General features: G+C 62.3%; 17 protein-coding genes and 5 tRNA genes. 7 read left to right on the forward strand and 15 right to left on the reverse strand.

What is annotated here, in order from left to right; genetic code table 11:
- Position 1 precedes the first annotated feature (1 nt).
- Genes QN085_RS18615 through lpdA form a run of 3 tightly spaced genes read left to right on the forward strand, consistent with a single transcriptional unit; the run spans position 2 to position 3,729 of the window.
- Positions 2 to 1,060 (forward strand): alpha-ketoacid dehydrogenase subunit beta, encoded by a 1,059-nt coding sequence (locus tag QN085_RS18615; RefSeq protein ID WP_015271253.1) that lies wholly within the window; start codon positions 2 to 4, stop codon positions 1,058 to 1,060.
- A complete protein-coding gene (locus QN085_RS18620; RefSeq protein ID WP_023661390.1) occupies positions 1,061 to 2,347 on the forward strand; it encodes a dihydrolipoamide acetyltransferase family protein in 1,287 nt (428 codons plus the stop codon).
- Between the two features lie 2 nt (positions 2,348 to 2,349).
- Positions 2,350 to 3,729 carry a dihydrolipoyl dehydrogenase gene (lpdA, locus tag QN085_RS18625; protein ID WP_038410063.1) on the forward strand — a complete coding sequence of 460 codons (1,380 nt, stop codon included), beginning with the start codon at positions 2,350 to 2,352 and terminating at the stop codon, positions 3,727 to 3,729.
- Between the two features lie 179 nt (positions 3,730 to 3,908).
- Here the strand turns inward: lpdA and QN085_RS18630 are convergent, their stop codons facing one another.
- Complete coding sequence (locus QN085_RS18630) at positions 3,909 to 4,907, reverse strand: sensor domain-containing diguanylate cyclase (RefSeq protein WP_023662128.1); 999 nt, start codon at positions 4,905 to 4,907, stop codon at positions 3,909 to 3,911.
- 93 nt (positions 4,908 to 5,000) lie between these two features.
- Positions 5,001 to 5,879, reverse strand: coding sequence for a LysR family transcriptional regulator (locus tag QN085_RS18635; RefSeq protein ID WP_023662127.1), 879 nt, complete (start codon positions 5,877 to 5,879; stop codon positions 5,001 to 5,003).
- A gap of 121 nt (positions 5,880 to 6,000) precedes the next feature.
- Between QN085_RS18635 and QN085_RS18640 the strand changes: the two genes are divergently transcribed.
- Positions 6,001 to 6,735 carry an AzlC family ABC transporter permease gene (locus QN085_RS18640; protein ID WP_023662126.1) on the forward strand — a complete coding sequence of 245 codons (735 nt, stop codon included), beginning with the start codon at positions 6,001 to 6,003 and terminating at the stop codon, positions 6,733 to 6,735.
- Positions 6,732 to 7,058 carry an AzlD domain-containing protein gene (locus QN085_RS18645; RefSeq protein WP_003257245.1) on the forward strand — a complete coding sequence of 109 codons (327 nt, stop codon included), beginning with the start codon at positions 6,732 to 6,734 and terminating at the stop codon, positions 7,056 to 7,058. The genes QN085_RS18640 and QN085_RS18645 overlap by 4 nt, the downstream gene beginning before the upstream one ends.
- A gap of 74 nt (positions 7,059 to 7,132) precedes the next feature.
- Here QN085_RS18645 and QN085_RS18650 read toward each other — a convergent pair.
- A tRNA-Arg gene (locus QN085_RS18650) sits at positions 7,133 to 7,209 on the reverse strand.
- Between the two features lie 111 nt (positions 7,210 to 7,320).
- Positions 7,321 to 7,914 carry a phosphonate metabolism protein/1,5-bisphosphokinase (PRPP-forming) PhnN gene (phnN, locus tag QN085_RS18655; RefSeq protein ID WP_023662125.1) on the reverse strand — a complete coding sequence of 198 codons (594 nt, stop codon included), beginning with the start codon at positions 7,912 to 7,914 and terminating at the stop codon, positions 7,321 to 7,323.
- Between the two features lie 344 nt (positions 7,915 to 8,258).
- Here phnN and QN085_RS18660 point away from each other — a divergent pair, with 344 nt between their 5' ends.
- Positions 8,259 to 8,585: an Arc family DNA-binding protein gene (locus QN085_RS18660; RefSeq protein WP_015271261.1), complete on the forward strand. Its 327-nt coding sequence runs from the start codon at positions 8,259 to 8,261 to the stop codon at positions 8,583 to 8,585.
- 81 nt (positions 8,586 to 8,666) lie between these two features.
- Here the strand turns inward: QN085_RS18660 and mgtE are convergent, their stop codons facing one another.
- From mgtE to alaS, 8 genes are all read right to left on the reverse strand, one after another.
- Positions 8,667 to 10,109: a magnesium transporter gene (mgtE, locus tag QN085_RS18665; RefSeq protein WP_015271262.1), complete on the reverse strand. Its 1,443-nt coding sequence runs from the start codon at positions 10,107 to 10,109 to the stop codon at positions 8,667 to 8,669.
- Between the two features lie 457 nt (positions 10,110 to 10,566).
- A tRNA-Arg gene (locus QN085_RS18670) sits at positions 10,567 to 10,643 on the reverse strand.
- A 72-nt stretch (positions 10,644 to 10,715) separates the two neighbouring features.
- Positions 10,716 to 10,792, reverse strand: a tRNA-Arg gene (locus QN085_RS18675).
- 71 nt (positions 10,793 to 10,863) lie between these two features.
- A tRNA-Arg gene (locus tag QN085_RS18680) sits at positions 10,864 to 10,940 on the reverse strand.
- 106 nt (positions 10,941 to 11,046) lie between these two features.
- A tRNA-Ser gene (locus QN085_RS18685) sits at positions 11,047 to 11,137 on the reverse strand.
- 72 nt (positions 11,138 to 11,209) lie between these two features.
- Positions 11,210 to 11,398, reverse strand: a complete 189-nt coding sequence (gene csrA / locus QN085_RS18690; protein ID WP_003254503.1) for a carbon storage regulator CsrA — start codon at positions 11,396 to 11,398, stop codon at positions 11,210 to 11,212.
- A gap of 165 nt (positions 11,399 to 11,563) precedes the next feature.
- Positions 11,564 to 12,799, reverse strand: coding sequence for an aspartate kinase (locus tag QN085_RS18695; protein WP_023662124.1), 1,236 nt, complete (start codon positions 12,797 to 12,799; stop codon positions 11,564 to 11,566).
- A gap of 245 nt (positions 12,800 to 13,044) precedes the next feature.
- Entirely contained in the window at positions 13,045 to 15,669 is a 2,625-nt protein-coding gene (alaS, locus tag QN085_RS18700) for an alanine--tRNA ligase (protein WP_015271263.1), read from the reverse strand.
- 265 nt (positions 15,670 to 15,934) lie between these two features.
- Here alaS and QN085_RS18705 point away from each other — a divergent pair, with 265 nt between their 5' ends.
- Positions 15,935 to 17,215 carry a M91 family zinc metallopeptidase gene (locus tag QN085_RS18705; RefSeq protein ID WP_023662123.1) on the forward strand — a complete coding sequence of 427 codons (1,281 nt, stop codon included), beginning with the start codon at positions 15,935 to 15,937 and terminating at the stop codon, positions 17,213 to 17,215.
- 21 nt (positions 17,216 to 17,236) lie between these two features.
- Here the strand turns inward: QN085_RS18705 and astE are convergent, their stop codons facing one another.
- From astE to astB, 3 genes are read right to left on the reverse strand one after another with little or no spacing between them, the layout of a single operon-like run.
- A complete protein-coding gene (gene astE / locus QN085_RS18710; protein ID WP_023662122.1) occupies positions 17,237 to 18,244 on the reverse strand; it encodes a succinylglutamate desuccinylase in 1,008 nt (335 codons plus the stop codon).
- Positions 18,245 to 18,254: 10 nt separating this feature from the next.
- Positions 18,255 to 18,545: a topoisomerase II gene (locus QN085_RS18715; RefSeq protein ID WP_003256592.1), complete on the reverse strand. Its 291-nt coding sequence runs from the start codon at positions 18,543 to 18,545 to the stop codon at positions 18,255 to 18,257.
- 14 nt (positions 18,546 to 18,559) lie between these two features.
- On the reverse strand, positions 18,560 to 19,909 hold the full coding sequence (gene astB / locus QN085_RS18720; RefSeq protein ID WP_013973649.1) for an N-succinylarginine dihydrolase: 1,350 nt from the start codon (positions 19,907 to 19,909) through the stop codon (positions 18,560 to 18,562).

A 19,909-nucleotide genomic window follows, 5' to 3' on the forward strand; every position in this document is an offset into this window, starting at 1 on the left:
GATGAACGACCACAACAACAGCATCAACCCGGAAACCGCCATGGCCACCACTACCATGACCATGATCCAGGCCCTGCGCTCGGCCATGGATGTCATGCTCGAGCGCGACGACAATGTGGTGATCTACGGCCAGGACGTCGGTTACTTCGGCGGCGTGTTCCGCTGCACCGAAGGCCTGCAGAACAAGTACGGCAAGTCCCGCGTGTTCGACGCGCCGATCTCGGAGAGCGGCATCGTCGGCACCGCCGTGGGCATGGGTGCCTATGGTTTGCGCCCGGTAGTGGAAATCCAGTTCGCCGACTACTTCTACCCGGCCTCCGACCAGATCGTTTCCGAGATGGCGCGCCTGCGTTACCGCTCGGCCGGCGAGTTCATCGCCCCGTTGACCCTGCGCATGCCCTGCGGTGGCGGGATCTATGGCGGCCAGACCCACAGCCAGAGCCCGGAAGCGATGTTCACCCAGGTGTGTGGCCTGCGCACTGTCATGCCGTCCAACCCGTATGACGCCAAGGGCCTGCTGATCGCCTCGATCGAATGCGATGACCCGGTGATCTTCCTGGAACCCAAGCGCCTGTACAACGGCCCGTTCGACGGCCACCACGACCGCCCTGTCACCCCATGGTCGAAGCACCCGCAAAGCGCCGTACCCGATGGCTACTACAGCGTGCCGCTGGACAAGGCAGCCATTACCCGCCCCGGCAATGACGTGACCGTGCTGACCTACGGCACCACGGTGTACGTGGCCCAGGTGGCCGCCGAAGAAACCGGCGTCGACGCCGAGGTGATCGACCTGCGCAGCCTTTGGCCGCTGGACCTGGAGACCATCGTCGAGTCGGTTAAAAAGACCGGCCGCTGCGTGGTGGTACACGAAGCTACCCGCACCTGCGGCTTTGGCGCCGAACTGGTATCGCTGGTACAGGAACATTGCTTCCACCACCTGGAGGCGCCGATCGAGCGCGTCACCGGCTGGGACACCCCCTACCCCCACGCACAGGAATGGGCTTACTTCCCAGGGCCTTCGCGGGTAGGTGCGGCATTGAAAAAGGTCATGGAGGTCTGAATGGGCACGCACGTCATCAAGATGCCGGACATTGGCGAAGGCATCGCGCAGGTCGAGTTGGTCGAGTGGTTCGTCAAGGTCGGCGACATGATCGCCGAAGACCAGGTAGTGGCCGACGTCATGACCGACAAGGCCACCGTGGAAATCCCTTCGCCGGTCAGCGGCAAGGTGCTGGCCCTGGGTGGGCAGCCCGGTGAAGTGATGGCGGTCGGCAGCGAGCTGATCCGCATCGAAGTGGAAGGCAGCGGCAATCATGTGGATGCTCCCACCAAGGATGCGCCAAAGCCCGAACAGGTCCAAGCCCCCGCAGCCCCTGTGGCAGCCAGGCCAGAGCCGCAGAAGGAAGCAAGACCGGCCGCGTGCCAGGCCGCCGTCAACCACGAGGCAGCCCCGATCGTGCCGCGCCAGCCAGGCGACAAGCCACTGGCCTCGCCGGCGGTGCGCAAGCGTGCCCTGGATGCCGGTATCGAACTGCGTTACGTGCATGGCAGCGGCCCGGCCGGGCGTATCCTGCACGAAGACCTCGACGCCTTCATGAGCAAGCCGCACAGCGCTGGCGGGCAAGCGCCGAGCGGCTATGCCAAGCGCACCGACAGCGAGCAGGTACCGGTGATCGGCCTGCGCCGCAAGATCGCCCAGCGCATGCAGGACGCCAAGCGCCGGGTCGCGCACTTCAGTTATGTGGAAGAGATCGACGTCACCGCCCTGGAAGCTCTGCGCCAGCAACTCAACAGCAAGCACGGCGACAGCCGCGGCAAGCTGACCCTGCTGCCGTTCCTGGTTCGCGCCCTGGTCGTGGCACTGCGCGACTTCCCGCAGATCAACGCCACCTATGACGACGAAGCCCAGGTCATCACCCGCCATGGCGCGGTGCATGTGGGCATCGCCACCCAGGGTGACAACGGCCTGATGGTGCCGGTGCTGCGCCATGCCGAAGCTGGCAGCCTGTGGAGCAATGCCGGCGAGATCTCGCGCCTGGCCAACGCTGCTCGCAAAAACAAGGCCAGCCGCGATGAGCTGTCCGGTTCGACCATCACCCTGACCAGCCTGGGCGCACTGGGCGGTATAGTCAGCACGCCGGTGGTCAACACCCCGGAAGTGGCGATCGTCGGCGTCAACCGCATGGTCGAGCGGCCTGTGGTGATCGACGGCCAGATCGTCGTGCGCAAGATGATGAACCTGTCCAGCTCGTTCGACCACCGCGTGGTCGATGGCATGGACGCCGCGCTGTTCATCCAGGCCGTGCGCGGCCTGCTCGAACAACCCGCCTGCCTGTTCGTGGAGTGAGCATGCAACAGACTATCCAGACTACCCTGTTGATCATCGGCGGCGGCCCTGGCGGCTACGTGGCTGCCATCCGCGCCGGGCAACTGGGCATCCCCACCGTGCTGGTGGAAGGCCAGGCACTGGGCGGTACCTGCCTGAACATCGGCTGCATCCCGTCCAAGGCGCTGATCCACGTGGCCGAGCAGTTCCACCAGACCTCGCGCTTTGCCGGCCCGTCGGAGCTGGGCATCAGCGTCGCCTCGCCGCGCCTGGACATCGGCCAGAGCGTGGCCTGGAAGGACGGCATCGTCGACCGCCTGACCACCGGCGTCGCCGCGCTGCTGAAAAAGCACGGGGTCAAGGTGATCCATGGCTGGGCGAAGGTGCTCGACGGCAAGCAGGTCGAGGTCGATGGCCAGCGTATCCAGTGCGAGCACCTGCTGCTGGCCACTGGCTCCAGCAGCGTCGAACTGCCAATGCTGCCGCTGGGTGGGCCGATCATTTCCTCGACCGAAGCCCTGGCGCCGAAAACCCTGCCGCAGCACCTGGTAGTGGTGGGCGGCGGCTACATCGGCCTCGAGCTGGGCATCGCCTACCGCAAGCTGGGCGCCCGGGTCAGCGTGGTGGAGGCGCGCGAGCGCATCCTGCCAACCTACGACAGCGAGCTGACCGCCCCGGTGGCCGAATCGCTGAAGAAGCTGGGCATCACCCTGCACCTGGGCCATAGCGTCGAAGGTTACGAAGGCGGCTGCCTGCTGGCCCGTGATGGCCAGGGCGGCCAACTGCGCCTGGAAGCCGACCAGGTACTGGTGGCCGTGGGCCGCCGGCCACGCACGCAAGGTTTCAACCTGGAGTGCCTGGACCTGAAGATGAACGGCGCCGCCGTCGCCATCGACGAGCGCTGCCAGACCAGCATGCGCAACGTCTGGGCCATCGGCGACGTGGCCGGCGAACCGATGCTGGCGCACCGGGCCATGGCCCAGGGCGAGATGGTCGCCGAGATCATCGCCGGCAAGGCGCGCCGTTTCGAACCCAGCGCGATCGCCGCGGTGTGTTTCACCGACCCGGAAGTGGTGGTGGTCGGCAAGACCCCGGAGCAAGCCAGCCAGCAAGGGCTGGACTGCATCGTCGCGCAGTTCCCGTTCGCCGCCAATGGCCGGGCCATGAGCCTGGAATCGAAAAGCGGTTTCGTGCGGGTGGTGGCGCGCCGTGACAACCACCTGATCCTGGGTTGGCAGGCGGTTGGCGTGGCGGTTTCCGAGTTGTCGACGGCGTTTGCCCAGTCGCTGGAAATGGGCGCGTGCCTGGAGGATGTGGCCGGCACCATCCATGCCCACCCGACACTGGGTGAGGCGGTACAGGAAGCGGCGCTGCGCGCGCTGGGCCACGCCCTGCATATCTGACACTGAAGCGGCCGAGGCCGATTTGGCCCGCAGCGCCCCTGGCGTTGCGGGTCTTTTTTCATGGGCGAGTCAGTGCCGGCCTCTTCGCGGGTAAACCCGCTCCCACAGGGACATCACTGCCCGTGAGAGCAGTGGCGCACCTGTGGGAGCGGGTTTACCCGCGAAGAGGCCGGCACAGGCTACTCGGCTATGGCGTTCTTGCCACTCCCCTTGGCCCGGTACAGCGCCTTGTCGGCACGCGCCAGCAGTGCATGCTGGTCCTCTCCTTCCTCCCATTGCACCACACCGTAGCTCATGGTTAGCCGGAAATCGCCCACCGGCTCTATCTGCGCCATCGCCTGGCGCAAGCGTGCAGCCACTTCCAGCGCCTCGCCCAGCGAGGCCTGCGGCAATACGATGACGAACTCGTCCCCACCCCACCGCGCCAGCAGGTCCTGCTCCCGCAGGCAGGCACGCAGGACGTCGACCACCCGCAACAGCGCCGCATCGCCATGGGCATGGCCATAGCGGTCATTGATCGGCTTGAAGTCATCCAGGTCCATGGCTATCAGCGACAACGGCTGGCGAAATCGCTGGGCACGCTCGCACTCCAGTTGTAGCGCCTTCTCCAGCCGATAGCGATTGGCAATGCGGGTCAACGCATCACGCTCGGCCAGCTCGCGGTTTTCGTCCAACTGCCGCTGCAACTGCTGGTTCACCCAGGACAGCTCGCGAGTGCGTTCGGCCACCTGGCTTTCCAGCGACTGGTTCCTCTGCTGCAGTTGCGCCACAAGGCGCTTGTTGGCGTCAATGTTGCGGTGGGCACCAAGCATGCGCGCTACCGAGCCGTCCTCGTTATGGGCAATGATGTAGCCGCTGTCTTCTATCCACAGATAGCTGCCATCCTGGCAACGGCAGCGGTATTCGACCAGATAGTGCTCGTTACGCTGGTTGATGTACGCCTCGAAATGCGCCATCACCCGTGGGTAGTCCTCCGGGTGGATCACGCTTTCCCAGGTGAGCACCGAGTTGGCCATGGAGTGGCTGGGGTAGCCGAGCATGGCGTACCAACCCGGGTTGCGATAGACGTAGCCGGTATTGGCATTCCAGTCCCAGATACCATCGCTGATAAGATCGAACAACGTACGCAACTGCTGCTCACTGAAGCCGGCAGGTACCGGCCGGGTTTCCTGACTCATTGACGCTCTCCCTGACGGCTGGCGCACCCGAACAGAATAGCCCCGACGCCCTGTTTTTGCGGCGCTGTGCGAGCAGGCATGGATCGACGACGCTCAAGCCAGATGCAACAGCGCCTCCTCCACCGCGGCAACCACCTGGTTGCCCTTGGCACCCGGCAGCCGCCATGCGGCGATGGTCACACCCAGTGGCACAGCGCGATCAATGGGGGCGACCAGTTCACCGCTGTCCAGGTAGCGCTGCACCAGGCTTCTGCGCCCTATAAGCACCCCTGCAGCCAGCAAGGCTTGCTGCAGGGCGATCGAGTACAGGGAAAAACCCGGTCCACGGGCAACGAACTTGTGCCCAGGCATCACAGCCCCCGTCCACACCGCCCAGTCGTTCCAGCCCACGTCGGCGATGCAACGGGCGTCGGCAAGATCCTCGGGCTTGGTGATGCTGTTGGCCAGGGCCGGCACGCACACGGGCAGGATTTCTTCCGTGGCTATCCTGCGTTGCCAGCGCTCGGGCTTTTCGGTGTAGAACAGGCACAGATCGAACGGGCTGCGCTTCAGGTTGGGCGGCTCATCCACCGCAGTCACCGAGATCTCGATGGGTGCCAGCAAGCGGGTCAGTTCCGGCAAGCGTGGCCCGATCCACAACTGCGCCAGAGCAGGCGATGTGACGATATGCACCCGCTGCGGTGCCGCCAGGCGGCGCAGTGCGCGCGCAGCGGCTTCCACGGCGTCGAATGCCTCGGTGAACTGGCCTTTCACGCTTTCGCCCAAGGGCGTCAGCCGTACGCCTTTGGCATGGCGCTCGAACAAGGCCGCGCCGTATTCGTTCTCCAGGGTCTTGACCAGGGCGGCGATGGCCCCCGGTGTCACCTTCAGTTCGAGTGCAGCACGGGCGAAACCGCCCAGGCGGGCTGACGCTTCGAAGGCACGCAAGGCATTGAGCTGCAGCGAGTGCCGGGTAGAAGTATCGAGGTACACGGTTTCAGGCCTATTTTTTTTAGGCCTACTATTCCAGAAATCTGGCGTTGTGGCCAACTGTCGCGCGCATTAACGTGGACGTGCCGCCCTTGTACCGCCTGCACACTTTCAAGGATTTCAAATGCCGTATCCAAGCGCGCCCCAAGCGTTCAGGCAAGGTGCCCGCAGCGCCCTGCCATTGACCTCCGGCATAGTGCCCTTCGGCCTGATCACCGGGGTCACGGCGATCGGCATGGGCCTGTCGCCAACCGATGCCATCGGCATGACCTTGCTGTTCTACTCCGGTTCGGCGCAGATGGTGGTGATGCAGTTGATGCAAAGCGCCGCCCTGCCGGTGACCATGGTAGTCACCGCGCTGGTGATCAACCTGCGCTTCCTGATGTACAGCGCCAGCCTGGCCCCGCACCTGGGCCAGTTGCCCCGCCGCCGCAAGTGGCCGATGGCGTACATGCTGTCGGACCAGTCCTTCGCCCTGTGCATGCTGAAGATGGGCACGGGCGGGCTGGGACAGTATGCGTACCCCTACTATGCCGGTACGGCAATCACCATGTTCTTCGGCTGGAACCTCTCGGTGCTGGCGGGCATGTATCTGGGAGCGAGCATTCCTGAAGACTGGTCGCTCGGCTTTGCCATTCCCTTGTCGTTCCTGGCCCTGTTGATACCCGGCATTCGCAATGCAGCCACGCTTGGCGCAGCGCTGACCGGCGGTGTGCTCGCCGTACTGGCCGTCGACCTGCCCTACAACCTCGGCCTGCTGGTTGGCGCGCTGGGCGGCATCATCGCCGGGCTGGCCATCGAGAACTGGCAAAAACAGCAAACTGCGGCAGAAGCCAATACCGAGCAGGAAGCATCATGAGCGAAACGACCCAGTGGATGACCTTCATTCTGATCGGCCTGGGCACCTTCGCCATCCGCCTGTCGTTCATCGAGTTGCACACGGCATTGCGCATCCCCCCACTGTTTCGCCGCGCCCTGGCGTATGTGCCAGCCAGCGTGTTGGCCGCATTGGTACTGCCGGCCGTGGTATTCCCGGACCGGCAGGCGGGGTTCGACTGGATGAACCCACAGATACCAGCGGCGATACTTGCCGCGCTGGTGGCGTGGCGTACGCGCAGCACGATGCTGACGCTGATTGTAGGCATGGGAGTGCTGTGGGCCTTGAAGCATCTGGGGATGTAGAAATACGCAGCTTCAAGGCTTCCCGGTTTCGCGTCACCAACACCGGCTGAACGCGGTAAGGGAACGAAAGGAAATGGCGTCCCAGGCAGGAATTGAACCTGCAACCTTCCCCTTAGGAGGGGGATGCTCTATCCAATTGAGCTACTGAGACGCAAGTGCCGGCAGCGAACGCTGCATAGCGGGACGGCCAGCATGTTAACCAGCATGCTGGCGTTTGTCATGCCTCAAGCGGGCTTTTTCGCGTAATCCTTTTCTGCCAATGCTACACCTGCGCCAGCACACCTTCATCATGCAGCAGCGTGAACAATGCCGTGACCGCGGTTTCCAGGGTGGTGGAGTTGTCCAGCACATGCAGCGACGGATCTGCCAGCGCCTGCAAGCGTGCATTACGTGCCAGGCGCTGCTCGATTTCTTCTGCGCTTTCCCGGCCGCGCGCCAACAGGCGCTCGCGCAGCACCTCGTGCCTGACCTCGACCAGCACTGCCAACAGGTTCGGGTAGCGCCGGCGCGCCTCGGCGAGATAAGCCCGCGAACCATTCACCAGCACCGACCTGCCCGCCGCCAGCCACTGATCCACCTGCAATGGAATGCCGTAATCCAACCCATTGGCGCGCCAATGCATGGCGAACGCGCCCTGTGCTCGCAATGCTTCGAACTGTTCGGCCGTTACGCCATGGGCGGCTTCGCCCTTGGCTTCAGCCGAACGGGTAATGACGCGACGAGCAATTTCCACCCCGGCGGCTGCCAGCCGCTCACGGGAAGCGTCAATCAGGGAATCTTTCCCGGAACCCGACGGTCCTACCAGATATATCAACCGGCCTGTGCCTGATTTGCGGTCGCTTGCGTCATGTTGCATAGCCACTATGCTCTATGGAGGGAACCGGCACATTCTATGGACTTTCCCGGGCTTTTGCTGCGTTTTACCAGTTTTTGACGGCAAAAGTCTGACGATTGGGCAAGCCGGTGCATGTAAAACTTTTCAAACCAGTACTCATTTCTGATAATTGGTACTGGCACAAAGCCTTTATCCGGCTCACTATTTGTCACAGAATTGACGCCAAGGAAACGGCGACCATGAGGCAAGATGAGCATCCATTTTTCACAGACGGTTGAACATTTAGTCGTCGCCACGGTCGTACTACCACCCCGTGCGGCCAATTTGAGAACCGCTTCCCCTGAACCAAAATCTGGTCAATTTATATGCGCCCAATGAAACAGGCTATTTATTCGAGCCGCACCGCTGACAAGTTCGTCGTCCGCCTGCCCGACGGGATGCGTGAGCGCATTGCCGAGGTAGCGCGCAACCATCACCGCAGCATGAACTCCGAAATCATCGCGCGCCTGGAACAGAGCCTTATCCAGGAAGGTGCGCTGGGTGACGATTTGAGCATGCGCCTGGACAGCCCCGAACTGTCCCTGCATGAACGCGAATTGCTGCAACGCTTCCGCCAACTGTCGCATCGCCAGCAGAACGCGCTGGTGGCCCTCATCGCTCACGATGTGGAAATGGCTGCCGACGCCTCCTGAGGTTTGCAGCCGAACATGAAAAAGCCAGCGTAAGCTGGCTTTTTTGTAGGTGGTGTCTCTGCAAGAGACGCGATCCGCGGGTTACAGCAGAAACACTGTGGCCAGCCCGAGGAAGATGAAGAACCCACCACTATCGGTCACCGCGGTAATCATCACGCTGGAGCCCATCGCCGGGTCGCGCCCCAGGCGTGTCAGGGTCATCGGGATCAACACCCCCATCAAGGCCGCCAACAGCAGGTTCAAGGTCATCGCCGCAGTCATCACCAGGCCCAACGACCAGCTGCCATACAGCCAGAACGCCACCGCACCGATCACCCCGCCCCAGATCAGGCCGTTGAGCAGCGATACCGCCAGCTCCTTGCGCATCAGGCGGCTGGTGTTGCCCGGCGACACCTGGTCCAGCGCCATGGCGCGCACGATCATGGTGATGGTCTGGTTACCGGAGTTGCCACCAATACCCGCCACGATCGGCATCAGCGCAGCCAGGGCCACCAGTTTCTCGATCGAACCTTCGAACAGGCCGATCACTCGCGAGGCAACGAAAGCGGTAATCAGGTTGATGGCCAACCAGGCCCAGCGGTTGCGCAGCGAACGCCAGACCGAGGCGAAGATGTCTTCTTCCTCGCGCAAACCGGCCATGTTCAGCACTTCGCTTTCGCTTTCTTCACGAATCAGGTCGACCATTTCGTCGATGGTCAAGCGGCCGATCAGGCGTTCGTTCTTGTCCACAACTGGCGCAGATACCAGGTCATAACGCTCGAAGGCCTGCGCCGCATCATAGGCATCCTCCTCGGGGTGGAAGGAGACCGGATCGGTCGCCATGACCTCCGCCACCTTCTTCTCCGGGTCGTTGACCAGCAGGCGCTTGATCGGCAATACGCCCTTGAGAATGCCGTCATAGTCGACCACGAAGAGTTTATCGGTGTGGTTCGGCAGCTCTTTCAGGCGGCGAAGGTAGCGCAACACCACTTCCAGGCTGACGTCTTCGCGGATGGTGACCATCTCGAAGTCCATCAGCGCACCAACCTGCTCCTCGTCGTAGCTAAGCGCCGAACGCACGCGCTCGCGTTGCTGGGCATCGAGGGTTTCCATCAGCTCGTGAACAACGTCACGCGGCAGCTCTGGAGCCAGGTCCGCCAGCTCGTCGGCGTCCATTTCCTTGGCGGCGGCGAGCAGCTCGTGATCGTCCATGTCGGCGATCAGCGATTGCCGCACGGCGTCGGACACTTCCAGCAGGATGTCGCCATCGCGATCCGAGCGCACCAGCTGCCAGACCGTCAGGCGGTCTTCCAGGGGCAAGGCTTCGAGGATGTAGGCGATGTCGGCGGGGTGCAGGTCGTCGAGTTTGCGCTGCAGCTCGACGAGGTTCTGGCGGTGGACCAGGTTTTCCACCAGGTCGTGGTGGGCGCCTTCCTGACGATGGGTCAGGTCTTCTACCACGCGCTGGCGCTGCAGCAGTTCGACCACCTGGGCCAGGCGGTCCTGCAGGCTTTCCTGCGCTTTTTTTACTTCTACTTCAGTCATAGGCGAACTCCACTCCCAGCAGCGGAGCACGCCGGGAGAATCAATCGGTCAGATCTTTCTGTATGAATCTTGTTAGCGAGTAACTACTGGGTAAGTCCATGGTGGTTTTCCACAAGCCCCGGCGGGGCTGACGGGCGCAATCATACACTGCTAAAGCTGTCAGATCGCTTAAAATTTTTGGCCAGAACAATCGTTTGCGTGATAAAGCTGGGACAACGCTCGAAGCTATCAGTGCGACGGTTGTCATGGGTGGGAAAGCACATTCATTTCAGAAGTGTGGCGCCTGGTCGATTTAGGGGCCGCTGCGCGCCCCACCGCGACACAAGGCCGCTCCCACAGAAGAGCGCGGCACCTGCACCACAATCATTACAGAAGAGCTTAGATCGACATCAGCAACAATTCATTGGCGCAGAAAAACAAAAAGCCCGCTCAATTGAGCGGGCTTCTTGATTTGGTGTGGCGGACTCAGGAGGATTCGAACCTCCGACCGCTCGGTTCGTAGCCGAGTACTCTATCCAGCTGAGCTATGAGTCCGTGGTGGTATTTTTAGACCAGATTACCACTGGTTGGTTGAAGTGCCTTTGCAAGCAGAGCCACTTCAAAAAGTGGCGGACTCAGCAGGATTCGAACCTGCGACCGCTCGGTTCGTAGCCGAGTACTCTATCCAGCTGAGCTATGAGTCCGCGATGGTAGTTTTAGACCAGATTACCACTGGTTGATTGAAGCAGCCTTGCAAGCAAAGCCACTTCAAAAGTGGCGGACTCAGGAGGATTCGAACCTCCGACCGCTCGGTTCGTAGCCGAGTACTCTATCCAGCTGAGCTATGAGTCCGTGTCTTGCCGCGCATTATAGGTCGCTGAAACATTTTTGCAAGAACTTTTTCGTTTAAAATCAACTACTTAGCGTTCTTACCGTTTACAGCGCCCTAAGCGAATAATGGCGGTGAAGGGGGGATTCGAACCCCCGATACCCTTATGAGGTATACTCCCTTAGCAGGGGAGCGCCTTCGGCCACTCGGCCACCTCACCGCAACACGAGGCGAATATTAAACAGGCTCTTCCTCGTTTGCAACCCTTTTTTTGAAAAAAACTTCAAAAAAATTAAAGGCTTGGCTCCTCGTCCTTCTCTTTCTTGATCCGCAGGTAGATTTCCTCGCGGTGCACAGCCACTTCTTTCGGGGCGCTGACGCCAATACGCACCTGGTTGCCTTTTACGCCGAGCACCGTCACGGTGATCTCGCCGTCTCCAATGATCAGGCTCTCGGCGCACCGACGAGTCAGAATCAACATAGCTTTCTCCTTACGCAAAACATTCAGGGGTAACAGTCTTGGGTGTCGCGGCCTGGTCGTGGACGACGACCGGGGCCTGGTTGATCGCCACACAGGGCAGGACGGGCCTGCGTGGCGAGCAGAAACGCGAAGGGCGCGGCAAGCCGCGCCCTTCCAGGCAGCGTATTACTCGCTCTGTCGTGCCGGGGCGTCAAGCTCGAACGCGGTGTGCAGCGCGCGTACGGCCAGCTCCAGGTACTTCTCTTCGATCACGACCGAAACCTTGATCTCGGAGGTGGAGATCATCTGGATGTTGATGCTCTCCTTGGCCAAGGCTTCGAACATGCGGCTGGCAACACCGGCGTGCGAACGCATGCCGACGCCGACGATCGAGACCTTGGCGATCTTGGTGTCGCCGATCACTTCACGGGCACCGATTTCGCGGGCAGTGTTTTCCAGCACGCTCTGCGCCTTCTCGTACTCGTTGCGGTGCACGGTGAAGGTGAAGTCGGTGGTGTTATCGTGGGCAACGTTCTGCACGATCATGTCGACCTCGATGTTCGAGGCACTGATCGGGCCGAGGATCTTGAAGGCCACGCCCGGGGTGTCCGGCACGCCGCGAATGGTCAGCTTGGCTTCATCACGGTTGAAGGCGATACCGGAAATGATCGGCTGTTCCATGGATTCCTCTTCATCAATGGTAATGAGGGTACCCGGACCCTCCTTGAAGCTGTGCAGCACGCGCAGCGGAACGTTGTACTTGCCGGCGAATTCCACCGAACGGATCTGCAGCACCTTGGAACCGAGGCTGGCCATTTCCAGCATCTCTTCGAAGGTGATCTTCTCCAGGCGCTGGGCCTGCGGCACAACACGCGGGTCGGTGGTGTAGACGCCATCGACGTCGGTGTAGATCTGGCACTCGTAAGCCTTCAGCGCAGCCGCCAGGGCCACACCCGTGGTGTCGGAGCCGCCACGGCCAAGCGTGGTGATGCTGCCGTGCTCGTCTACGCCCTGGAAGCCTGCTACCACGACCACGCGGCCTTCCTTGAGGTCGGCACGAATCTTCTGGTCGTCGATCTGCAGGATGCGCGCCTTGTTGTGTGCGCTGTCGGTGAGAATGCGCACCTGGTTGCCGGTGTAGGACACCGCTGGCACACCGCGCTTGATCAAGGCCATGGTCAGCAAGGCAATGGTGACCTGCTCACCGGTCGACACGATCACGTCCAGTTCACGCGGAACCGGCTGATCGGTGATCTGCTTGGCCAGGTCGATCAGGCGATTGGTTTCACCGCTCATTGCCGACAGCACAACCACCAGGTCGTCACCCGCTTCACGGTGTTTCTTGACCTTATCGGCTACCTGCTCGATCCGCTCGATGGAACCGACAGAGGTGCCGCCAAATTTCTGTACGATCAACGCCATTTCAATGGTGCCTCAGCCCATACAGGGCCCCAAAAAACAATCCAACATGAAGAGGCCGGATGGGAGTGGCCTGTGTGGCTAATTCTTGCACCCAAATTCGGCACCAGGATTCGCCTCGCTGCGTTGCCACTCCTCGCCGTAGCCCGGCTACGACTCGTCGCGGCGCCTTGCGCGGCAAACCCTGGCACTCGAATTTGAGCGCAAGAATTAGCCGTACAGGCCACTAGACCGCCGGCCCCCTCATCTCAAAGTCCCTGCTCTGCGAATGGCACGGCCAGCGCCAGGGCCTGGTCCAGTGCGGCGACGTCGACGCCGCCACCCTGAGCCATGTCCGGACGACCACCGCCCTTGCCACCCACCGCCGCAGCGGCTTGTTTCATCAGATCGCCAGCCTTGAGTTGGCTGGAGAGGTCCTTGGTCACGCCGGCCACCAGCACAACCTTGCCCTCATGCTCGCTGCCCAGCAGGATCACTGCGTGGCCGAGCTTGTTCTTCAGCTGATCGACCAGCGCCAGCAGTGCCTTGCCGTCCTGTCCATCCAGGCGGGCGGCGAGCACCTTGGCGCCCTTGACCTCAACGGCCGCGTTGGAGAGATCATCCCCGGCGGCGCTGGCGGCCTTGGCCTGCAGCTGTTCCAGCTGCTTCTCCAGCTGGCGGTTGCGCTCGAGCACAGCCGACAGCTTGTCGATCAGGTTGTCGCGGTTACCCTTCACCAGCTGCGCGGCTTCCTTGACCTGCTCTTCGGCAGCGTTCAGGTAGGCCAGCGCAGCAGCCCCGGTGACCGCTTCGATACGGCGCACGCCAGAGGCCACGCCGCCTTCGCTGATGATCTTGAACAGGCTGATGTCACCGGTGCGCTTGGCGTGGATACCGCCGCACAGCTCCACCGAGAAATCGCCGCCCATGCTCAGCACACGCACGGTGTCGCCGTACTTCTCGCCGAACAACGCCATGGCACCCTTGGCCTTGGCGGTTTCGATGTCGGTCAGTTCGGTTTCCACCGCAGTGTTCTTGCGCACTTCACGGTTGACGATGTCTTCCAGGGCCTTGATCTGCTCCGGTTTCACCGCCTCGAAGTGGCTGAAGTCGAAACGCAGGCGCTGGCTGTCGACCAGCGAGCCTTTCTGCTGTACGTGTTCGCCCAGTACCTGGCGCAGCGCTTCGTGCAGCAGGTGGGTGGCGGAGTGGTTCAGCGAGGTGGCGTGCTGCACGTCGGCATCGACCTTGGCCTCGACCGGGGAGCCGATCACCAGCGCACCGCTGGCAACCACGCCGTGGTGCAGGAAGGCACCACCGGTCTTGGTGGTGTCGCGCACATCGAAGCGCGCAGCGCCAGCCTGCAGGTAACCGGTGTCACCCACCTGGCCACCGGATTCGGCGTAGAACGGCGTGCGGTCGAGCACGACCACGCCCTGCTCGCCTTCACCCAGCTGGTCGACGGCCTGGCCGTCCTTGTACAGGGCGATGATCTTGCCCTGGCCTTCGGTGGCCTCGTAGCCGAGGAACTCGGTGGCGCTGTCGACCTTGACCAGGCTGTTGTAGTCCATGCCGAAGGCGCTGGCGGAACGGGCACGTTCACGCTGGGCGTCCATCTCGCGCTCGAAACCGGCTTCGTCGATGGTCAGCTCGCGCTCACGGGCGATGTCGGCGGTCAGGTCCATCGGGAAGCCGTAGGTGTCGTACAGCTTGAACACCACGTCGCCCGGCACCACATCACCCTCGAGCTGGGCCAGGTCCTGCTCGAGGATGCGCAGGCCCTGCTCCAGGGTCTTGGCGAACTGTTCTTCTTCAGCCTTGAGCACGCGCTCGATGTGCGCCTGCTGGCTGTTCAGTTCCGGGAAGGCCTCGCCCATTTCAGCGACCAGCGCGGCAACGATCTGGTAGAAGAAGCTGCCTTTGGCGCCCAGCTTGTTACCGTGGCGGCAGGCGCGGCGAATGATGCGGCGCAGCACGTAGCCACGGCCTTCGTTGGACGGCAGCACGCCGTCGGCGATCAGGAAGCCGCACGAACGGATGTGGTCGGCGACCACTTTCAGCGAGGCCTGGCCCTCATTGCTGCAACCGATGGCCTTGGCCGCGGCCGACAGCAGGTTCTGGAACAGGTCGATCTCGTAGTTCGAGTGCACGTGCTGCAGCACGGCGCTGACGCGCTCCAGGCCCATGCCGGTGTCCACAGACGGCGCTGGCAGCGGGTGCAGCACGCCGTCGGCGGTGCGGTTGAACTGCATGAAGACGTTGTTCCAGATCTCGATGTAGCGATCGCCGTCTTCTTCCGGCGAGCCGGGCGGGCCGCCCCAGATGTCCGGGCCGTGGTCGTAGAAGATCTCGGTGCACGGGCCGCATGGGCCGGTGTCGCCCATGGTCCAGAAGTTGTCGGAAGCGTACGGTGCGCCCTTGTTGTCGCCGATGCGCACCATGCGCTCGGCCGGCACGCCGACTTCCTTGGTCCAGATATCGTAGGCTTCGTCGTCAGTGGCGTAGACGGTGACCCAGAGCTTTTCCTTGGGCAGGTTCAGCCATTTTTCCGAAGTCAGGAAGGTCCAGGCGAAAGTGATCGCGTCGCGCTTGAAGTAGTCACCGAAGCTGAAGTTGCCCAGCATTTCGAAGAAGGTGTGGTGACGCGCGGTGTAACCGACGTTTTCCAGGTCGTTGTGCTTGCCGCCTGCGCGCACGCACTTCTGGCTACTGACGGCACGCGTGTAGGCACGCTTCTCCGCACCGAGGAAGCAGTCCTTGAACTGGTTCATGCCGGCATTGGTGAACAGCAGGGTCGGGTCGTTGTTCGGGATCAGCGAACTGGAGGCGACTCGGGTATGTCCCTGCTCTTCGAAGAAGCGAAGGAAGGCTTCACGGATTTCTGCGCTTTTCATAGGTTCTTCCACGGAAACGGCGGCCGTTTGGGCTAATACGTCGAATCGACGAAACGACGGCAAAGGGCGCCATTATATCCAGCCTGAACGGGAGATACAGTGTGTTTGTACACCAGAACAGCAATCGGCGGATGAAAAGCCGTTCATTAGCACGGCCACGGCGGAAAAGCAGCCCTGCGGGCCCACCCATGCGGTACATAAGCAACACCTGACCCGCGCAGTGGAACGGGATCCTGCCGACCCACCCTCGCTGCCGGAGCACTCCATGCCTGAGCTGAACATATCCAAACTCCACTCGGACCCGCATCCGCTACCCCACGGCATCATGCAGGCCAACCCGAGACCGATCTACTACATCGACGCCCGGGAACCCGGCCACTCGCAAACCGCCTTCGACAATAACGAAGACAACCCTCGGCAGCAGACCGAGGTCAAGTACATCCAGGCCGACGAAAATGTGCGAATTACGCTCGAACGCGCCTATCCATTGGGGCGGCGCTATCGCCGCGGCACCCAGAACAGCGAACTGCTGGTCTTCAACGTGGCCCCGCGTGCGCTGCGCGCGAATGAACAGCAAAAGCGCGTACGTATCGCCCCTCGCGAATGCCTGCTGGAAGTGACCATCAACGATGCGGTATTCATGGCCCCCGCGCATACCGCCCAAGCCATTGCCATTCGCCTCACCGATGGCAATCACCACGTGGTCATCGCCCCGGAGGTGAAGAAGACGGTGCTGATCGACATGATAGGGACCGGCAACAGGATCGAGACCGGCGCAGGTATCGTCCACATCGACGCCCATACCGGCACGCACCAGATTGTGGTCGGTAGCGGCCCGGTACTCATCGACAAGGGCGACGCGGTTGTCAACGTCACGGGGCACCGCCTGCTCGGCCGCGAGTCCTCCAGGGTCGAGCTCTACCGCAATGCCGAAAACGATGCACGACTGGCCCGGCCCGTGATGGCCGAACATCAGGCCCTGGGCAATATCGGCGTGCGATTGACGGGTAGCGACCAATTCAGCCAAGCGGCAGAGGATGCGCTGGAACTGCTGCGCAAACTACCCTGTGGCCAGGCGCTACTGGCGGCCCTGGATAAAAAGGCCGGGCAGTCCGGAGCCCCGATCAGCGTGATCGAAGCAGCCAGACACCAATTCACGACCTATACACCCAGCGACCACGAAGAAGATGAAGACGAAGGCCACTTCATCATCGACGAAAACCAGAGTAGCTGGGGATACAGCGGCGGCACACTGGCATACAACCCAGGCTGGTCGACCGCTGCGCAACTGCCACTGCTCGACCTGTACCGCTGCCTGTGCCAAGGCTGGAACTCGATGTCAGGCACCGTGTTTCCGGGCCAGACCGAGGTTCAAGGCAAAAACGGCGCCTATCCGGTGGACAACCTGCTCCTACAGAGCATCGGCTTGCCCACCGATTGCAGGTTCACATTCGGCGGCAGCACCGCCCTGAACACCAACCCACCCGCCTTCACTGAAAACGGGCTGCGTCAGGCGTTGCAACTGGAGCTGCGCACACAGCCGTGAACCCAGGCTATCGGGGCCAGCTCAGCCTAATCGCTGGCCGGAGTCGGGAACGATCAGAATCCCCGCCCTGAGGCCATTCTTGACCTTGGGGTTGGGGAAGATGATGCGCGCGCCCTCCTCCTCGACCACCCAACGCGTCTCGGCCAGGTCCTCGGCCAGCAAGTAGCCCTTGCTCAGCTCGGAGAAATTCTCGATGTCCGCCGGCAAGTGCAGGTGGAAGCTGTCGCTATGCTTGATGATCTCGCGGGAAACGCTGAACAGCTGCAGGCCATCCAGCGAGCCTTCGCCTTCGGGCTCGGTGTTTTCGATGATGCTGATCAGCCGCTCCTCCAGCTTGTCGAGGTTGACCTCCTCGTTCTGGCCGAACGGGCGGGCCTTTCCCAACTCCAGGGTGAAGGCTTCGGCCTCCAACTGCTCGTAGGTGAAGGCGCTGAAAGTGATGGAAGACTTGCTCTGCAACAACACCGCCTCCATGCCCGCCGCCGCCAGGCGTGCCAGCTCGCGACGGGAATGCTTGCGCCCCTCTTTATAAGGGTACAAGGCGAACTGCTCGATCTTCGAGCCGCGGATGGCGGTATGCAAGTCGTAGTGCAGGCGGTTGCGCCCCGGCTTGCTGAAGAATACCCGGGCGAACTGTTCCAGCTCGGCGGCACGCAATGCCTCGAAGCCACTGGACAGCTCGTGGCGGCCGTTGAACAGGCGGTTGATGTCCTGCTCGATAAAGCGCTCGCCCTTGCGGATGGCTGCCGGGTTGCCGAACAGGAACAGCACCCGGGCCTTGGGTTTGATCTTGCCGTTGGCCACGCCATGCAGCAGCCGCTCGAGCAACTCGATCGGCGCCGTTTCGTTGCCGTGGATGCCGGCGGACAGCAGCAGGTCCAGCCCGCAATCCTCGTTTTCGGCCGGGCGCACTTCGAGCGCGCCCTCCCCCAGCCAGCGCAAACGCGCGCCCTTGGATGTCACTTGGGTCTTCTCGGCCGGTTCGTGATCGGTGAGGGTCAGCTCAAGCAATTTGCCAAGGGCGAGCATAGGTACTTCCTTAGTGGTGGTGGCCGCAATCGGGGCCATGGACGTGATCGTCGTCTTCGCCGACCTCCGCCGGTTCCATTTCCAGCTGCAGGCTGACCAGGTTGGTGGCCATCGGGCGCAGCAGCAGGTTGGCGTACTCGGTGTCGTCTTCCTCGACATCCACGCCGATCAGCAGCTGGCCACGACCATCCTGCTGAATCCACACTTCCTTGCCTTGCCAGACGACGGCAAAGCGGGTGCAAGAAGTTTCCAGCTGGGTGCCGTCTTCATCTTCCAGGATAAGGCGCAGGGCGTCGGTCATTGCAAAGTCTCTCTTCAAGGTTGGCGTTGGAACGGATACACCGAGCCCAACTTCAGGATCTGGGTCAATTCGTCCAGTGCCGTACGGCATTCCACCAGCAATTGCGGGTCGGCCAGGTCCGCCTCGCCAAGGCGATCGCGGTAATGCTTGTCGACCCACTGCACCAGGGTGTCGTACAGCGAGGCGGTCATGATAACGCCTTGGTTGACCGCTGCCAGTTCCGTTTCCTTCAACGCCACGCGCAAACGCAGGCAAGCCGGCCCACCGCCGTTCTGCATGCTCTGCTTGAGGTCGAACACTTTCACCTCCCGCACCGGGCCGCCCTGGCTGGTCAACTGGCCCAGATAGGCCCAGACCCGCTCGTTGTTGCGGCACTCTTCCGGCACCACCAGCAGCATGGAGCCGTCGTCGCGGCTGAGCAACTGGCTGTTGAACAGGTATGAACGCACCGCGTCCTCTACCGTCACCGCCGCCCGCGGCACGCAGATGGCCTGGAAGTTGCCACCCTTGCTGGCCAGTTTAGCTCGCAGTTGGCCAAGTACCGCGTCCGTCTCGAGGAAAGCGTCCTCGTGGTAGAACAGCACCTCGCCGTTGCCCACAGCAATCACATCGTTGTGGAACACGCCCTGGTCGATTACCGCCGGGTTCTGTTGAGCGTAGACCACGCCGTCATCGCTCAGGCCATGCAGCCGGGCCACGGCCTGGGAGGCTTCCAGGGTCTGCCGGGCCGGGTACTTCTGCGGCGCCGGGTAGCGGCTGTCGAAGGCGCTGCGGCCGTAGACGAAGAACTCCACGCCGGCCTCGCCATACGTACGGCAGAAGCGCGTGTGGTTGGCCGCCCCCTCGTCACCGAACTGTGCCACGGCAGGCAGTGCCGCGTGGTGGGCAAAGTGCTTGTCGTTGCTGAACATGGCCCCCAGCACGCGGCTGGTGGTCGGGTGCTCGATGCTGCGGTGGTACTTGCAGTTGAGGTTGGCAGCAGTGAAATGCACGCGGCCATCGGCAGTGTCGGCACTGGGGCTGACCGTGGCGGCGTTGGCCACCCACATGCTCGAAGCCGAGCAACTGGCCACCAGCAATGGCATGGCTTCCTTGGCGGCACGCTGGATCACTTCGGCATCGCTGCCGCTGAAGCCCAGGCGGCGCAGTGCAGCCACGTCCGGGCGCTCCTGCGGTGCCAGCACGCCCTGCTTGAAACCCATGTCGGCCAGCGCTTTCATCTTCGCCAGGCCCTGGCGCGCGGCTTCGCGCGGGTTGGAACCCTGCTGGCTGTTGCTCTGCGAAGCCACGTTGCCGTAGGACAGGCCGCCATAGTTGTGGGTAGGCCCCACCAGGCCATCAAAATTCACTTCGTAGGATTTCAT

The organism is Pseudomonas sp. M2(2023), assembly GCF_030263955.1.
GTDB lineage: Bacteria > Pseudomonadota > Gammaproteobacteria > Pseudomonadales > Pseudomonadaceae > Aquipseudomonas > Aquipseudomonas asiatica.

Coding starts and splice junctions, on each gene's coding strand:
- QN085_RS18660 (WP_015271261.1), top strand. CDS start 8,259: ATGCGCCCAATGAAACAGGCTATTTATTCGAGCCGCACCGCTGACAAG.
- phnN (WP_023662125.1), bottom strand. CDS start 7,914: ATGCAACATGACGCAAGCGACCGCAAATCAGGCACAGGCCGGTTGATA.
- lpdA (WP_038410063.1), top strand. CDS start 2,350: ATGCAACAGACTATCCAGACTACCCTGTTGATCATCGGCGGCGGCCCT.
- QN085_RS18645 (WP_003257245.1), top strand. CDS start 6,732: ATGAGCGAAACGACCCAGTGGATGACCTTCATTCTGATCGGCCTGGGC.
- mgtE (WP_015271262.1), bottom strand. CDS start 10,109: ATGACTGAAGTAGAAGTAAAAAAAGCGCAGGAAAGCCTGCAGGACCGC.
- QN085_RS18715 (WP_003256592.1), bottom strand. CDS start 18,545: ATGACCGACGCCCTGCGCCTTATCCTGGAAGATGAAGACGGCACCCAG.
- alaS (WP_015271263.1), bottom strand. CDS start 15,669: ATGAAAAGCGCAGAAATCCGTGAAGCCTTCCTTCGCTTCTTCGAAGAG.
- QN085_RS18620 (WP_023661390.1), top strand. CDS start 1,061: ATGGGCACGCACGTCATCAAGATGCCGGACATTGGCGAAGGCATCGCG.
- QN085_RS18615 (WP_015271253.1), top strand. CDS start 2: ATGAACGACCACAACAACAGCATCAACCCGGAAACCGCCATGGCCACC.
- astE (WP_023662122.1), bottom strand. CDS start 18,244: ATGCTCGCCCTTGGCAAATTGCTTGAGCTGACCCTCACCGATCACGAA.
- QN085_RS18705 (WP_023662123.1), top strand. CDS start 15,935: ATGCCTGAGCTGAACATATCCAAACTCCACTCGGACCCGCATCCGCTA.
- QN085_RS18630 (WP_023662128.1), bottom strand. CDS start 4,907: ATGAGTCAGGAAACCCGGCCGGTACCTGCCGGCTTCAGTGAGCAGCAG.
- csrA (WP_003254503.1), bottom strand. CDS start 11,398: ATGTTGATTCTGACTCGTCGGTGCGCCGAGAGCCTGATCATTGGAGAC.
- astB (WP_013973649.1), bottom strand. CDS start 19,909: ATGAAATCCTACGAAGTGAATTTTGATGGCCTGGTGGGGCCTACCCAC.
- QN085_RS18640 (WP_023662126.1), top strand. CDS start 6,001: ATGCCGTATCCAAGCGCGCCCCAAGCGTTCAGGCAAGGTGCCCGCAGC.
- QN085_RS18695 (WP_023662124.1), bottom strand. CDS start 12,799: ATGGCGTTGATCGTACAGAAATTTGGCGGCACCTCTGTCGGTTCCATC.